General features: G+C 61.3%; 17 protein-coding genes. 13 read left to right on the top strand and 4 right to left on the bottom strand.

The genetic code is table 11. The features are described from left to right. Positions 1 to 232: 232 nt before the first annotated feature. Together ppk2 and RSO67_RS09335 are read right to left on the bottom strand one after the other, a co-directional pair. Complete coding sequence (ppk2, locus tag RSO67_RS09340) at positions 233 to 1159, bottom strand: polyphosphate kinase 2 (protein ID WP_092144861.1); 927 nt, start codon at positions 1157 to 1159, stop codon at positions 233 to 235. Positions 1160 to 1763: 604 nt separating this feature from the next. Beyond that, positions 1764 to 3464, bottom strand: coding sequence for a methyl-accepting chemotaxis protein (locus RSO67_RS09335; protein ID WP_410001878.1), 1701 nt, complete (start codon positions 3462 to 3464; stop codon positions 1764 to 1766). 62 nt (positions 3465 to 3526) lie between these two features. On the opposite strand from RSO67_RS09335, the gene RSO67_RS09330 reads away from it, so the two are divergent. The 7 genes from RSO67_RS09330 (at position 3527) to RSO67_RS09300 (ending at position 7635) form a co-directional block, all read left to right on the top strand. Next, positions 3527 to 3673, top strand: coding sequence for a hypothetical protein (locus RSO67_RS09330; protein ID WP_315843256.1), 147 nt, complete (start codon positions 3527 to 3529; stop codon positions 3671 to 3673). 27 nt (positions 3674 to 3700) lie between these two features. Further along, the gene (locus RSO67_RS09325) at positions 3701 to 4447 is read left to right on the top strand and encodes a YebC/PmpR family DNA-binding transcriptional regulator (protein ID WP_068735184.1); all 747 of its coding nucleotides are present in this window, start codon (positions 3701 to 3703) and stop codon (positions 4445 to 4447) included. Positions 4448 to 4533: 86 nt separating this feature from the next. After that, a complete protein-coding gene (ruvC, locus tag RSO67_RS09320; protein ID WP_315843255.1) occupies positions 4534 to 5061 on the top strand; it encodes a crossover junction endodeoxyribonuclease RuvC in 528 nt (175 codons plus the stop codon). Continuing rightward, complete coding sequence (ruvA, locus tag RSO67_RS09315; protein WP_089265378.1) at positions 5058 to 5675, top strand: Holliday junction branch migration protein RuvA; 618 nt, start codon at positions 5058 to 5060, stop codon at positions 5673 to 5675. Before ruvC ends, ruvA begins: the two co-directional genes overlap by 4 nt. Continuing rightward, positions 5672 to 6172 (top strand): hypothetical protein, encoded by a 501-nt coding sequence (locus RSO67_RS09310; protein ID WP_315843254.1) that lies wholly within the window; start codon positions 5672 to 5674, stop codon positions 6170 to 6172. The genes ruvA and RSO67_RS09310 overlap by 4 nt, the downstream gene beginning before the upstream one ends. Beyond that, positions 6169 to 7218 carry a Holliday junction branch migration DNA helicase RuvB gene (gene ruvB, locus RSO67_RS09305; RefSeq protein WP_315843253.1) on the top strand — a complete coding sequence of 350 codons (1050 nt, stop codon included), beginning with the start codon at positions 6169 to 6171 and terminating at the stop codon, positions 7216 to 7218. The genes RSO67_RS09310 and ruvB overlap by 4 nt, the downstream gene beginning before the upstream one ends. A gap of 6 nt (positions 7219 to 7224) precedes the next feature. Continuing rightward, positions 7225 to 7635 (top strand): NUDIX domain-containing protein, encoded by a 411-nt coding sequence (locus RSO67_RS09300; protein ID WP_315843252.1) that lies wholly within the window; start codon positions 7225 to 7227, stop codon positions 7633 to 7635. A 217-nt stretch (positions 7636 to 7852) separates the two neighbouring features. Here the strand turns inward: RSO67_RS09300 and rocD are convergent, their stop codons facing one another. After that, positions 7853 to 9070, bottom strand: a complete 1218-nt coding sequence (gene rocD, locus RSO67_RS09295) for an ornithine--oxo-acid transaminase (protein ID WP_315843251.1) — start codon at positions 9068 to 9070, stop codon at positions 7853 to 7855. A 241-nt stretch (positions 9071 to 9311) separates the two neighbouring features. On the opposite strand from rocD, the gene RSO67_RS09290 reads away from it, so the two are divergent. The 4 genes from RSO67_RS09290 (at position 9312) to RSO67_RS09275 (ending at position 13260) form a co-directional block, all read left to right on the top strand. After that, positions 9312 to 11393 (top strand): UPF0182 family protein, encoded by a 2082-nt coding sequence (locus tag RSO67_RS09290; RefSeq protein WP_315843250.1) that lies wholly within the window; start codon positions 9312 to 9314, stop codon positions 11391 to 11393. After that, entirely contained in the window at positions 11287 to 12096 is an 810-nt protein-coding gene (locus tag RSO67_RS09285) for a UPF0182 family protein (protein WP_315843249.1), read from the top strand. The genes RSO67_RS09290 and RSO67_RS09285 overlap by 107 nt, the downstream gene beginning before the upstream one ends. A 168-nt stretch (positions 12097 to 12264) precedes the next feature. Then, a complete protein-coding gene (gene ybgC, locus RSO67_RS09280) occupies positions 12265 to 12711 on the top strand; it encodes a tol-pal system-associated acyl-CoA thioesterase (RefSeq protein WP_315843248.1) in 447 nt (148 codons plus the stop codon). An 81-nt stretch (positions 12712 to 12792) separates the two neighbouring features. Beyond that, positions 12793 to 13260 (top strand): nuclear transport factor 2 family protein, encoded by a 468-nt coding sequence (locus RSO67_RS09275; protein ID WP_315843247.1) that lies wholly within the window; start codon positions 12793 to 12795, stop codon positions 13258 to 13260. Here the strand turns inward: RSO67_RS09275 and phnF are convergent, their stop codons facing one another. Beyond that, on the bottom strand, positions 13261 to 13995 hold the full coding sequence (phnF, locus tag RSO67_RS09270) for a phosphonate metabolism transcriptional regulator PhnF (RefSeq protein ID WP_315843246.1): 735 nt from the start codon (positions 13993 to 13995) through the stop codon (positions 13261 to 13263). Positions 13996 to 14120: 125 nt separating this feature from the next. On the opposite strand from phnF, the gene phnG reads away from it, so the two are divergent. Both phnG and phnH read left to right on the top strand, forming a co-directional pair. Next, positions 14121 to 14582 carry a phosphonate C-P lyase system protein PhnG gene (gene phnG / locus RSO67_RS09265; RefSeq protein ID WP_315843245.1) on the top strand — a complete coding sequence of 154 codons (462 nt, stop codon included), beginning with the start codon at positions 14121 to 14123 and terminating at the stop codon, positions 14580 to 14582. A gap of 2 nt (positions 14583 to 14584) precedes the next feature. After that, entirely contained in the window at positions 14585 to 15193 is a 609-nt protein-coding gene (gene phnH / locus RSO67_RS09260) for a phosphonate C-P lyase system protein PhnH (protein ID WP_175368339.1), read from the top strand. Position 15194: the final 1 nt, after the last annotated feature.

The following is a 15194-nucleotide window of genomic DNA, read 5'->3' as shown; positions in this document are numbered from 1 at the left end:
GTACTATAGGCGTACGGTCATCATTTCAAAAGCAGCAATAAGATGCAGCAGGACTATACATTGGTTTGTATGTCGCGCGAGCGTGTCTGTCGGATAAATCGCGGTAAAATCTGCGCGACGTCATCCGACGCCCTCTGTCGTGGGCGTCGGATGACTTTTATTCAAAAGAATATTGCGGTTGCGTTAGGCTCGGCCTGCCCGAAAAACGGCACGCGATCTGCCGACTGTGGGGCTAGTACCGCTCCGGCACATACATTTCGGCTGGCACCGGCGTGCGGTGATAGTCGGGATTGCGCACGCGTGCAGGCAGAACCACAGGCGGATGCTCGACCTCCTGATAGGGAAGCTGTTCGAGCAGATGCGCGATGCAGTTCAGGCGGGCCTTCTTCTTGTCGACGGCCTGCACCACATGCCACGGGGCTTCCGGAATATGCGTATGCTCGAGCATCGCTTCCTTTGCCTTGGTGTATTGCTCCCAGCGGGTGCGCGCCTCGACATCCATCGGGCTGAGCTTCCACTGCTTGAGCGGATCGGCGATACGCATCGAGAAGCGCAGGTGCTGCGCTTCATCGGTGATCGAGAACCAGTATTTGACCAGGATGATGCCCGAGCGCACCAGCATGCGTTCGAATTCCGGCACCGAGCGGAAGAATTCCTCCACGTCATCTTCGGTGCAGAAACCCATCACGCGCTCGACGCCGGCGCGGTTGTACCAGCTACGATCGAACAGCACGATCTCGCCGCCGGCGGGAAGGTGCGAGACGTAACGCTGGAAGTACCATTGGGTGCGTTCGCGCTCATTCGGCGCGGGGAGTGCGGCAACGCGGCAGACGCGCGGATTGAGCCGCTGGGTGATCCGCTTGATGACGCCACCCTTGCCAGCGGAATCGCGACCCTCGAAGATCACCACGACCTTGAGCTTGTTCTGCTGCACCCAGCTCTGCAACTTCACCAACTCGCCCTGCAGGCGGAACAGTTCCTTGAAATAGAGGCGTCGCTCGATGGTCTCCGCCGGGCTGTGGTCGGACATTTCGTTGGTCAGGGCGTCGAGACGATCGTCATCGATCTCGAGCTCGAGTTCTTCGTCGAAGCCGTCCAGCATCTCTGCACGAATGCGGTCGTGGATTGCTTGCGCGTCGTCGAGGGAATGTTCGGTCATGGTAGCTCCGCTTGTATCGAATGGGTCCACGGTTATGGACCGATGCAAATGTCAGCGGTGTGACACGGCCCCCCATGCCCGGAGCGAATGGGCAAATGGCTCCAATGGGTCTCGCCGCCGCTGTCCATGCAGGACGGGGTACCGCAAGCCGAAATTCAACTACGCGTGATTGGCGCTACCTTGAGAGCCAAGCGTGCGCATCTGAGGTCGCGGGGCTCGTTGACCAAGGAAAAATGTGATGAATAAATTCATTCTGTTGGGCGCCGCTTTACTGATCGCCGGCACTTCGAGCTCGACCGCGCAGGCCAAAGACGGGCATAGCGCTGCCAGCAAGCATCGACGGATCATGTCCTCTCACGCGCGGTATGAGGGAAGCGCCCCCGTAACGGTCTATCGCGGATTTGGTGCCGGCCCCGGTTCATATGGATACAGCGCGCCATATGGATATGGCGGCGGTTCATACGGCGGAGATGACAATGCGGAGGGCCGAACGAGCGGCGGCTAGGACGCCTTGGCAGTTTCGGCTGCTAGCCCACTCGCAGACGGAATAGGCGGCGCTGCGCCAGGTCTCAGGTGGCAGCGCAGCGCCGTCTACAAACCCAAATCATAATTTGTACGCCGTGCGGAAGCCGCCCCAATGGCGTCCCTGTATGCGCACAGGCACGTCTATCTCGCGCATCATCACGGTCTGACCGTTGCCCATGTCGCGGGCATAACTCTGGATCAGGTAGGAACGTGTATTGCGACCGGCGGCCAATCCAGCCGGATCGTTGAAGATGCGGCGGTTGCGGCAGTTGGCCGTATTCCAGGCGACATCACCCGGGCGCTGCGGCTTGGAATAGATGCTGTTATGTACCGGTAGATAGCCGTTGCGGTCGATCATGGCGCAGAACGCCATGCGGCTGTCCTTGGCGAGAAATGCATCCTGGAATTCGGGGAGTGCGCGGTCGGCCCAGCCGAGAATCTTTGTCCGGTACTGCACCGGACTGGAGCCAGGGATTTCGACGTAGTTGTCGTCGAACATGTCGTCGATGCTGATAGCGCCGGATGCAATACCGTCGGCAAAGATCTTGTTGAGCGCGGCGCCGGCATCAATGGCGCGGGTGACGAATTCGGTGTTTTCGTCATGAATAGCCCATAGCCGGTCTTCGATCCGGCTGATGAGATGGTTGTCGGGCGCGACGAACAGTGCCTGTGCGCCGGCGGGGGAATGTTCGGCAATGCGCAGGCGGCAGGGGCCGACCTCGCTGAGTTCAGCAGCAACGATGTCGTGCAACGGAAGCCGGTTCGCGTCTGGTCCGCCGATGAGGATCCCGTCCATCGAGATTTCATAGACCGGTGCGCGGATCTGGCCGCCGCGCGCCTGAAGATCGACATTGAGGTGACATGGCAGCTTTTCGCGTCGGCGCTCGTCTTCGCGCTCGCTCTGTTTCAGCAGTACCGCGCAGCGGGACTTCAGCCGTGAGGCAAACATCGTCACGGCCTGGCCGGCCTGCGCGACATGCTCGCCATGGGCAGCCGCTTCCTTCGCAGCGCTATCGATTTCCGCGGCGCTGTCGCCGACCGAGACGATGAACTGCGAGGCGGTGGTGGCATTGTGCGACATCTCGCTGGTCGTCGCGTTCTGCTCGGCGACTGCGCCATTCACATTGGCAAACACCGGGCGGATCGCGTCGATGGCGGTGGAGATGCGATGCACCGCATCGACCGAACTCGCAGCGTCGCGCTGCAGGGTGTCGATCTTCTTCCTGATCTCTTCGGTGGCGTTCTGGGTTTGCACCGCCAGCGCCTTGACCTCGGTGGCGACGACCGAGAAGCCGCGGCCTGCAGCGCCTGCGCGTGCCGCCTCGATGGTCGCGTTCAGCGCCAGCATCGTTGTCTGCCGGGCGATCTGCGCGATCAGCTCCAACACATTGCTGATTGCAGCGGAGGAGTCGCGCAGCCGGTCCACGTTGGCGCTGGCTTCATGGGCGGCGGCGCCGGCCTCGTCCGCAAGCCGGCTGGCATCGCGCACCTGGGCGCCGATACCTTCGGCCGAGTGGGTGAATTTATCGGCCGCCTGCGCGAAGGTCGTGGCGGTGGATTGCGCGGCACTGCTGCGGTCGGCCAGCACATCGGTGCGGGCGCGGATGGCGGAGAGGGTGGTGGCGGTCGATTCGGCGCCGCCGGCGACGGAGGTCGCGGCACGCTCAAGCTGGCGGATAAGCGCGCCCAGCTCGAGTTCCAGCAACTCCAGGATGTCCCCAGCGGTATCTGGTTCAGGGTGCCGCGGTGCTACAGAAGGCGCTGTGTTTTCAGCAATCATCACCACTTCAGCCGCTTCCGGCTGCCGCTTGCGGAACAGTCCAAACGCCATCGGTGACCCCAATGAATACAATCTATGCGGGTAACCTTGCACCTCGGCGTGAAGTGATGGTTAAGGTCGGTTGCGGTATTGCGAAGATTGGCCGGATTCGGCTGCAAATTTTTGATTTTGCCGATTTCGCGGCCTATAACCCCGCGCCGCAGCCCTAAATACCCTGACGCTTCAAGAGAGACCGCATGGCCGGACATTCCCAATTCAAGAACATCATGCACCGCAAGGGCCGGCAGGATGCCCAGAAGTCCAAGCTGTTCAGCAAGCTGGCGCGCGAAATCACCGTCGCTGCCAAGATGGGGACGCCCGACCCATCGATGAATGCCCGGTTGCGCTCCGCCGTGATCGCCGCCCGGCAAGAAAACATGCCGCGCGACAATATCGAGCGCGCCATCAAGAAGGCGATCGGCAGCGACGGCGAGAACTACGATGAAATCCGCTACGAGGGCTACGGCCCCGGTGGCGTCGCCGTCATCGTCGAGGCGCTGACCGACAACCGCAATCGCGCCGCTTCCGACATCCGTTCTTACTTCACCAAATCCGGCGGCAATTTGGGCGAAACCGGCTCAGTTTCCTTCATGTTCGACCATGTCGGCGTGATCGAATATGACGCCGACAAGGCCTCTGCTGACGACATGCTCGAAGCTGCCATCGAGGCCGGCGCGGATGACGTGGTGTCGGGCGAGGGCGGCCACGAGGTCTACGCGTCGCAGGAGACGTTCCGCGAGGTTGCCAAGGGACTGGAAGGCAAGTTCGGCGAAGCCCGCAAGGCCGCGGTGATCTGGAAGCCGCAGAACACGCTCTCGGTCGATGACGAGACCGGCGAGAAGCTGATCAAGCTGATGGACCTGTTGAACGAGCATGACGACGTGCAGAACGTCTATGCCAACTTCGAGGTGTCGGACGCGCTGATGGCCAAGATGGGCGGCTGAGCAGGGGCTCAGCTTCCCACTCTATTCTCTTGGGATGGTGGCGCGTTTCTATTTCGTTCCGGTCCGACCGGCGTTATCCCTGTGGGATGACACACCCTGCGATTCGCCCTCCTGTCCGCATCATCGGCATCGATCCGGGCCTGCGCCGCACCGGTTGGGGCGTGATCGAAATCGACGGCAACCGGCTGACCTATATCGGCTGCGGTTCGGTGGAACCGCCGGACAATATGCCGCTGGCGAGCCGGCTGCTCGGCATTCATGAAGGGCTCGCCAAGGTGCTCGGCGACTTCCAGCCGGCCGAAGCTGCGGTCGAACAGACCTTCGTCAACAAGGACGGCGTCGCCACGCTGAAGCTCGGCCAGGCGCGCGGTATCGCCATGATGACGCCGGCGATGTTCGGCATTGCCGTCGCCGAATACGCGCCCAATCAGGTGAAGAAGACCGTGGTCGGCGCGGGCCATGCCGACAAGAACCAGATCCAGGTGATGCTGAAGATTCTGCTGCCGAAGGCCGAGCCGAAATCCGCCGATGCAGCCGATGCACTGGCGATCGCCATCACCCATGCGCATCACCGTCAGAGCACGGCACTGCGCCTCAAGGTCGTCGGCGCGTGATTGGCAAGCTCAAAGGCCTGATCGACAGCTACGGCGAGGACTATGTGATCCTCGACGTACAGGGCGTCGGTTATCAGGTGCATTGTTCTGCACGCACGCTGCAGGCACTGCCGCAGGCGGGCGAAGCTGCGGTGCTCGCCATCGAAACCTATGTCCGCGAAGACCAGATCAAGCTGTTCGGATTCCGCAGCGATATGGAGCGCGAATGGTTTCGCCTGCTGCAGACCGTGCAGGGCGTCGGCGCCAAGGTCGCGCTCGCCGTGCTTAGCACGCTGCCGCCGGCCGACCTCGCCAATGCCATCGCGCTGCGCGACAAGACGGCCGTGGCGCGCACGCCGGGCGTCGGTCCTAAAGTGGCCGAGCGCATCGTCAGCGAATTGAAGGACAAGGCGCCGGCCTTTGCGTCCGTCGATCCGGTCGTCGCGCAACTCGCCGGCGCGATGGACGACAACCGCGCACCAGGCGCCGTCAGGGATGCGATCTCGGCGCTGGTCAATCTCGGCTATGGCCAGCCGCAGGCGGCGGCCGCCGTCGCAGCCGCGTCGCGCAGCGCAGGCGAGGGTGCGGAAACGGCGCAACTCATCAAGCTCGGGCTGAAGGAATTGGCGAAGTGAGCCTTGCCAGAATTGCCCGTGTGATCGGCATTGTCGCAATCTTCGGTATTGTCGGTTCGCTATCCGTGGCTGCACTCGTGTCGTTGCTTGTGGCTGGTCTGGGTGCGTCGATCCTGCAATTGATCTTCTCTGTCGCCGATCTCGATGGTTTCAGATCGCTTGTCTCGATTGCACTGTGGCTGCTGGCATTCGTCGCTGCATTGGCGGCGCTGCTGCCGTCGCTCGGTGCCGGCGTCGTCTTCGCGCTGTCGGCCGTCTATGCCGGGCAAAACGCGATCTGGATGGCGTGGCTCGCTGCGGCCGTCGGCATTGCCGGCTTCATCGGTTTTGGGATGTTCGTTCAGCCCTCTGAATCGTCAGCAGTGATTTTGCCCGGCGTTCGATCGCTCACGCAGGCGCTGTCGCTGTCCGTATTGCTCGCGGGCATTGCCGTGATTCCAGCCAGCCTGTGCTGGTGGTTCGCGCGGCCGTTGCACCGTGGTAACGTCGCATCATGAATACGCCACCCGATCGCATGGTTACACCTGAGCGCCGCTCTGACGATGTCGGCGACACCACGCTGCGCCCGCAGTCGCTGTCCGATTTCGTCGGCCAGGCACAGGCGCGCGCGAATCTGCAGATCTTCATCGATGCAGCTCGTAAGCGCGGTGAGGCACTGGATCACACATTGTTTGTGGGCCCGCCCGGCCTCGGCAAGACCACGCTGGCGCAGATCGTGGCGCGCGAACTCGGCGTCGGATTTCGTGCGACATCCGGTCCCGTCATCGCCAAGGCCGGCGATCTCGCGGCATTGCTGACCAATCTCGAAGAGCGCGATGTGCTGTTCATCGACGAGATCCACCGACTCAGCCCTGCAGTAGAGGAAGTGCTCTATCCGGCGATGGAGGATTTCCAGCTCGATCTCATCATCGGCGAAGGCCCTGCCGCACGCTCGGTGAAGATCGAGCTGTCGAAATTCACGCTGGTCGGCGCGACCACCCGTGCGGGTCTCCTGACCAATCCGCTGCGTGATCGTTTCGGCATTCCGCTGCGGCTGAATTTTTACACGATCGACGAGCTCGAAAAGATCGTCACCCGCGGTGCCCGCGTGCTGGACATCGGCATGACCCCTGAAGGCTCTAACGAGATTGCGCGCCGCGCGCGCGGCACGCCGCGCATCGCCGGGCGTCTGTTGCGCCGTGTGCGTGACTTTGCCTCCGCTGCGGATGCGTCAGCGATCGATCGCAAAATCGCCGACCACGCGCTGTCCGCATTGGAAGTTGACAGTGCGGGTCTCGATGCGATGGATCGCCGTTATCTCACCACCATCGCCATGAACTATGCCGGTGGCCCCGTTGGTGTCGAGACCATGGCGGCCGCGCTGTCGGAGCCGCGTGATGCCATCGAGGACATCATCGAGCCCTATCTGATCCAGTGCGGCTATCTGCAGCGCACCCCGCGTGGGCGTCTGCTCACTTCGCATGCGTTCAAGCATCTGGGACTGAATGAGCCGAAACGGGATGAGAGCCAGATCGGATTGTTCGGAGCGAGCGACGAGGAGTAATCCGCGATGACCGAAAAGATCATCGGCGTGGTCGCCGCGCTGATCCGTGACGATAGAGGGCGCATGCTGGTGGTGCGCAAGCGCGGCACCGAGGCCTTCATGCAGCCGGGCGGCAAACGCGATGCTGGTGAGGACGATCTGACCGCGCTGGGGCGCGAGATCGGCGAAGAGTTGGGATGTCGAATGGTGCCGGGTTCTGCGCAAGCGCTCGGACAGTTCGATAGCGTCGCCGCGAATGAGCCGGGATGGCGGGTGCGGGCCAGCGTCTATGCGGTCGAGGTGGATGGCGCGATCGCGCCCCAGGCCGAGATCGCCGAAGCGATTTGGATCAATCCAACTGCGCCTGAGGCTATTGTCCTGGCGCCATTGACGCGTGATCACGTGCTGCCACTCGCAGCTCACGGTTTTTCGTTATGACGCGTTCTACGACCTTCCATCTCGACGGCGCCATCGCCGACGGCCTGCGTCGCATGCAGGTGCGGGTTTATTGCGAGGATGCCGATTTGGCGGGAAGCTTGTAATTGCCTTTCGGGGAACAGACTAACGCGCCCGATTCTAAAGACCGGACTATTGCAAATCTTTCGCTTGGGTTCGGTAATCCTCAGATAGCAGGCTTGCCCAACATTGGCGGCCGCTAGGCCTGAACCGTCGATGCGGCGATCTCGTCCAGTACTTCGGTCAATCGGTCTACGGCCCAATCCACCTGTGACTCGTCGATAATCAAGGGGGGCGCAAAGCGTATCGTGTTCCGGTGAGTATCTTTGGTCAGCACTCCCGCCTGAAGCAAGCGGCTGATCACCGTACCGGCACTAGCCATGTTGCGGTGTAACTCGACCCCCGCAAACAAACCGCGACCGCGCACCTCGCGGATGATCGGATTTTTGATCGCAGAGAGCCGATCGAGGAGATGCGCGCCGACAGTCGCGGCACGTTCAATCAATCGCTCGTCGATCAGTGTGTCGAGGGCGGCTAATCCAACCGCCGATGCAATCGGGTTGCCACCGAACGTGCTGCCGTGGTCACCCGGAGTGAAAACCTGCATGACCTCGCGACGGGCGAGGAAAAGCGAAACCGGCAACATCCCGCCGCCGAGCGCCTTGCCGAGCATCAGACCGTCGGGTGTTACCCCTTCATGCTGACACGCGAGCAGGCGTCCAGTACGTCCCAGACCGCTCTGGATCTCGTCGCAGAGCAGCAGCACGTTGTTCGCCTTGCAAATGCGCGCGACCTCAGCGAGATATCCAGGGGGCGGCACATTGATCCCGCCTTCGCCTTGAATTGGTTCGACCAGAAAGGCCGCGGTGTCAGGGGTAATGGCCGCGGCGAGCGCCGACGCATCGCCGAACGGCGTGCGCGTGAAGCCGGGCGGGAACGGCCCGAAGCCGTCGCGATATTGGGCTTGCGAAGAAAAGCCGACGATCGAGATGGTACGGCCGTGGAAATTTCCCTCCGCGACGATGATTTCAGCCCGGTCGGTCGGCACACCCTTGACCTTGTAGGCCCATTTACGTGCCGCCTTGAGCGCCGTCTCGACGGCTTCCGCGCCGCTGTTCATCGGCAACGCGGCATCCATACCGGTAAGTGCACAAGCCTTTGCGAGAAAAGGCCCCAACCGATCGCTGAAATAAGCGCGCGAGATCGTATCCAGGCGCTGTGCCTGTTCTGTCAGCGCTTTGACGAGGCGCGGATGGCAATGGCCGAAGCTTGCCGCCGAATATGCGCCCATCATGTCGATGTAGCGTCTGCCAGCTTCGTCCCACACGTAGACTCCAGCCCCGCGGACGATCGTGACCGGCAACGGTGCATAGTTTCCTGCGCCAAAACGGGCTTCGAGACCGGCGAAATCAGTCATGACAAGCGCTCCTGCCGCGTTCCTCCCTCGCGTCGGTTCGGCATGCCATCCCGACCGTTGGTGAGGGCGCACAAGCACAACTACATCGTGAGATCACCGCTCATGGCGCGCGCTCTCCCGATTGGGCGCGCGTAAGGCGATGCGCACCTCAGTTCTGATGTAGGAAGGCCGACGCAGAAAAAACAGGTGCGAGCGCTCAAGACAGGCACCGCCACCTCTCTCCTTCTGCTATAATCCGTTCATGACGATCGGGATTACCGGGCCCGAACGGAAGACGCCAGGGCGAAACGCCGTGGTCGGGGTGATTGTGACTGCCATCTTCTCCGGAATTTGCCTGATCCTTTTCGCGATTGTCGGCGAGTTCCTGGTCGACTGGATGTGGTTCTCCGCGGTCGGCTATTCGCAGGTTTTTTGGACATCGATCGGCGCGAAAGCCGCAGTCTTTTCCGTCGTCTTTGCGGCAACTGCCGTCATCATGTGGGCGAACGCCCGGCTGGCACTTTTTCTTGCCCGACGGCGGCGAGGCCGGCTTCCCGTCGGCTTCGACTGGAAACTCGCGGCCACTGCGGTGCCGCCCGATCCGTTCGAGTTCATACGCGATCGGTTGCCATGGCGCCTCGCCATCGCTGGCGGCGCCGGACTCCTCGCTCTGCTTGTCGCATGGGGGGAGGTCGGCAACTGGAACATCATTCTGCAGTTCCTCTATCACGTGCCATATGGCGCGAACGATCCGCTGTATGACAAGGATATTGGTTTCTATCTGTTTTCTCTGCCCGCCTATATCGCCATCAGGAATTGGGCATTGCTAACGCTGTTCATGAGCGCGCTTTTCGCCGCAGTGATCTATTGGATGCATGGTCAGATCGAATACCACGTCCAGCGGTGGTCGATATCACCGATAGCGGTTGCTCACGGCTCGGCGCTGCTCGGCTTGCTCTTTGCGGTGAAGGCATGGTCCTACGGGCTCGACCGCTATTTGCTGCTCTACGGAGACAATGGCGTAGTGGTTGGCGCGAGCTACACCGATATCCAGGTGCAACTGCCCGTTCTCCGGTTGCTGATCGGGCTTTCGATCGTCGCGGCATGCGCCGCGTGGGCGAACCTGTGGGCGCGGACCTACCGACTCCCCACTGCCGCGATGTTACTCGTCTTCGGCGGCGCTTTCCTGCTGTCCGGCGTGATCCCGACATTATTTCAGCGCTTCTACGTGAAACCGAACGAACTGGAACTGGAACGGCCCTACATCGAACGCAGCATCCGCCTGACCAGGGAAGCCTATAATCTCGACCGGATCGCCGCCAAGCCCTTTCCTGCCGAACAGGACCTTACCTTCGCGACACTCGAAGCCAACAAGGCGACCATCGAGAACATCAGATTGTGGGACGGGCAGCCGCTGGCGGATACCTACGCCCAGCTACAGGAGATACGCACCTACTACAAATTAAGCGACCTGGATGTCGACCGCTACTGGCTTCGCGGCACCTACCAGAGCGTGATGCTGTCGGCGCGCGAGCTCAGATCCTCACTGCTGCCGCCGAACGCCCAGACGTGGGTCAACCTCCACCTGCTGTTCACCCACGGCAATGGAGCGGTGATGAGCCCGGTAATGCACAAGAGCGCTGAAGGGCTTCCACTGCTTTACCTGCGGGATATTCCTCCCGTTGCGGATGGCGGCCCCGAAATCCGCGAACCGCGCATTTATTATGGACAAGAGGAGAGCAACTACGTTGTCGTCAGGACGACCACGCCGGAATTCGACTATCCGAAGGGGAGTGAAAACGTATACGCGGCCTACGACGGTGCCGGTGGCATACCGCTGACGGGGATGTTGCGAAAAATCATCTTCGCTCACCACTTCAACGATATGAACCTGCTGCTCTCCAGCTACATCACCGACGACAGCCGGATTATGATCCGGCGCAATATCGGGGAACGGCTACGCATGATCGCCCCGTTCCTCAGCCTCGACCACGATCCCTACCTGGTCGTCAGCGAGGGGCGGATGTTCTGGATCCAGGACGCCTATACAACCAGCGACTATTTCCCCTCAGCTCAGCCTGCGCCCGGCCGCAATCTGAACTACATCCGCAATTCCGTGAAGGCCGTCGTCGACGCCTATAACGGCAGTGTCGACTTTTATCTGATGGATCAGGCGGACCCGATCGTGGCCACCTACCAGCGAGATCTTTCCGGGGCTATTCAAGCCGTTTGCGGCAATGCCGTCCGATCTGCAAAAGCACATTCGCTATCCCGAGGACCTCTTCCTAATTCAGGCGCAGCTTTACCAGACCTATCACATGGCATCTGCCGACGTTTTCTATAACCGAGAGGATCTTTGGCAGTTTCCGCGCCAGCCGGCCGGCGACGGCGTCGCGCCGATGGTCCCTTACTACATTGTGATGCGGCTGCCCGGAGAAACCCAAGCCGAGTTCTTTATCATGATCCCCATGGTGCCAAGCCGACGCGACAATATGATCGCATGGCTGGCAGCGCGCTGCGACGCTCCAGACTATGGAAAATTGATCGTCTACGAATTTCCCAAGGAGAAGCTCGTCTACGGACCGTTCCAGATCGAGGCGCGCATTCATCAGAACACGGAGATCTCCCAGCAAATATCGTTGTGGAACCAGATGGGTTCACGGGTGATCCGCGGAAACCTGCTGGTGATCCCGATCGAGAATTCGATCCTGTACGTGTCGCCGCTGTACCTGCGCGCGGTCCACGGACACTTGCCGGAGCTCAAGCGCGTGATCGCCGCCTACGGCGAGCATGTCGTCATGAAAGAGACGCTTGCCGAGGCCTTGTCCGCGCTTTTCATCGAAACTAACGCGTCGCCGACATCGCTGAGTGCTGCGACGGAAATGCCACGTGCGAGCCCTGCGGAAAACAGGGCGCAAGAGGCGCTTGATCGCTATAACGAGGCAATGAAGCTGTTGAGGTCTGGGGATTGGGCAGGCTTCGGTCTGCAGATCGACGCGATGCGCGGTCTTTTGGAGAAAATGAGCCGGGAATCGGCCGGACACTGACCAACGCCGGCTAATTGTCATTCGACAAAGAGATGCGCGTCCCGCAACCAAGATTCCAGGTGCATCCCAAGCAAGGTTCAAGCCCAAAGCGATTGGCACTTGCTGGGGAGGGTGCCTCTGTGCAAGACGGTTACTCTCCGAAGTGTGATTGATAAGAGGAATCTCCCTGTGACAGCCTCTCTTGATGGCGAAATTCGCGACGGTCGTCATCATATGCGGGTTCGCGTTTATTTCGAAGATACTGACTCCGGCCAGATTGTTTATCACGCGAATTTTTTGCGCTTCATGGAACGCGGCAGAACGAACTACTTGCGTTTGCTCGGAACGAGTCAACAAGAGCTGCTGAAAGAAGCGCGAGAGGATGCGCCCGGCTTTGCCTTCGTTGTTCGTTCGATGAAGATTGATTTTCTAAAACCGGCAGTCCTGGACGATCTGCTTGACGTCGTCACGGTTCCACAGGAGGTGAGGGGCGCCTCGATCATGCTGGGTCAGGAAGTGCGCCGCGGCGATGAGTTGCTGCTTGAGGCCAAGGTCAAGGTGGCCTTCGTGTCTGGCGGCCGCGCCAAGCCGATCCCGAAAGCGCTGCGGATCGCCATGAAGGCCGATCAGATTTAGCAATCGCCCAATAGGCGGAATGGCATCGACTCCGCATGCGGCAGGGCTACAATCCCGGCATATCGCAAAGCCGAGGGTCCCATGTCGCGTCCACCGTTTCCGCCCTTCACCCGAGAAACCGCCGCCCAGAAGGCCCGCATGGCCGAGGACGCCTGGAATTCACGCGATCCGGTGAAAGTGTCGCTCGCCTATACCGAGGACTCGACCTGGCGCAATCGCGGCGAGTTCTTTCAGGGGCGCCCGGCGATCGTCGAATTCCTCACCCGTAAATGGGCGAAGGAGCACGAGTATCGGCTGATCAAGGATCTGTGGGCGTTCGACGGCAATCACATTGCCGTGCGCTTTCAATATGAATGGCACGACGACGCCGGCAACTGGCATCGCTCCTACGGTAACGAGCAGTGGGAGTTTGACGAGGCCGGTCTCATGCGCCGCCGTGAGGCGAGCATCAACGATGTGGCCATTGCCGAGAAGGACCGCCGTTTCCTGTGGCCGGCGCCAGGGCCGCGCCCGGCCGATGTGCCGGGTCTCGGCACCGACCCGTTCTAACTAAAGCGAACCGCTATCGACCACGAATTCGACGCGCTCGGCGACGAAACGTGAATGCGTGGCGCTCAGCGGCGTGCCGTCGGCATCCACATCGATGGAATCGACAATCAAAATCGGACGCCCGAGCGCGACACCAAGCCGTGTCGCATCGGTCGCGTCGATGATCCCCGCGGTCACCTTCGTCGAGGCGCGGCGATAGTCCTTGAAACCGTAATGCGCCAGCGCCTTGGTCATCGAGCGCACGCGCTCATAGACTTTGCCGAAATCGGGAAACCGTTCGGCCGAAAGCCAGTTGGTGCCGACGCAGATCGGTGTCTTGTCAGCGAGGCGCAGCGCCTCGATGCGGATCAGCGGAGCGCCGGCTTTGAGGCCAAGCTGCCTGGCGAGATCGCGCGTTGCCACATCGTCCCAGGCTCCAATCAATTGCGCCTGCGGCTCGCGTCCGCCGGCACCGGCAATTTCCGAGAAGCGCGTGCGTGACCGCAGGGGATATGCAAGCTTTGGCGATTCCACATAGGTGCCGCTGCCGCGCTCGGCGCGTACCAAGCCGCGTTCGGCCAGGGTTGCGAGGGCACGGCGCACGGTATGGCGATTGACGCGGTAGATGTCAGCCAGTTCGGTCTCGCCGGGCAGCTTTTCGCCAGCGCCATAGCGACCATCGGCAATGCCGCGCTCGATGCCGTCGGCGACGTGCCGCCACAATGCAACGCCTGTTGGCTTGTCCTGAATGGTCACAAAATCGGTCCCGGAATGATGTCGACCACGCATTAGCGAAAAATCGTGCCGCTGTCACGAAACGGTCATTGCCTCCGTCTATAAAGTTGTCTAGTAAATCATACAACTTGTTGAGCGGCGGTGACATGACTTCATCCTCCCCGAACCACCAGCAGGCCCGGCGCCGTGAGGCGATGGGGGTGCTTGGGCACTCCGCGACGGCGGATATCGCCGGATATCTCGATGCTGTGGCTGTTCCCGCCCATGAGCATCTGCGTCAGCCGGAAAACGGCCTGGTGATGCTGCGTGGCCGGATCGGCGGCGATGGCGCGCCATTCAATCTGGGCGAGGCGACCGTGTCGCGTGCCGCTGTACGGTTGGCATCAGGCGAGGTTGGCTTCGGTTACACACTCGGCCGTGACGGCGCGAAGGCGCAGCTAATCGCGCTCTGCGACGCACTCATTCAGACCGTTGAATTTTCAGATGCTGTCGAAGCCCAGGTGCTGACGCCGCTGCGCGCGCGTGTCGTTGCCGATATCAGGCGGAAGGCCGCAGAGACGGCGGCGACCAAAGTGGATTTCTACACGCTCGTGCGCGGGGAGGGCTGATCATGACGACAGTTGCGGAAATGCCGGCCGGTTTCGCGGACAAGGTGCTTGCAGCGCAATCGACCTTCCGTTCGGTGATGGACGCGATGGCGCGTCCCGGCACCGTGCAGCGGATTCAGGCTGTTTCGGGCGTACCTGCGCCGATGATGCGCGGCGCGGCCGCTATCGCGCTCACGCTGTTCGATCAGGACACGCCGGTGTGGCTCGATAGCAAGTTGGCGGCGACGATGGATGTTGCCAAGTGGATCAAGTTTCACACCAGCGCGCCGGTCATCGCCGATCCCGCCGTGTGTGCCTTCGCCGTGGTGGCTGATGCTGCCGCGCTGCCGTCCTTCGAGCACTTCGCCTTCGGCACCGGCGAATATCCGGATCGCTCCACCACGATCATTCTGCAGGTGGCGAGCCTGACTGAAGGCCCTGCCTATGAGCTGCGCGGCCCCGGTATCGATGGTGCCACAATCCTGCGTGCTGCGATCGGCGTGCCGGATCTGCTAGATCGCCTTGCGCTGAATGCCTCGCTGTTTCCCCGCGGCATCGACCTCGTGCTGGTGTCCGGCGAATCCATTGTCGCGCTACCGCGTACCACGCGTCTTGTCGCGAAGGAGGGCTGAG

The sequence above is a fragment of the Tardiphaga sp. 709 genome, assembly GCF_032401055.1.
Classification (GTDB): domain Bacteria; phylum Pseudomonadota; class Alphaproteobacteria; order Rhizobiales; family Xanthobacteraceae; genus Tardiphaga.
This window is presented reverse-complemented; position numbering and strand designations above follow the sequence as displayed.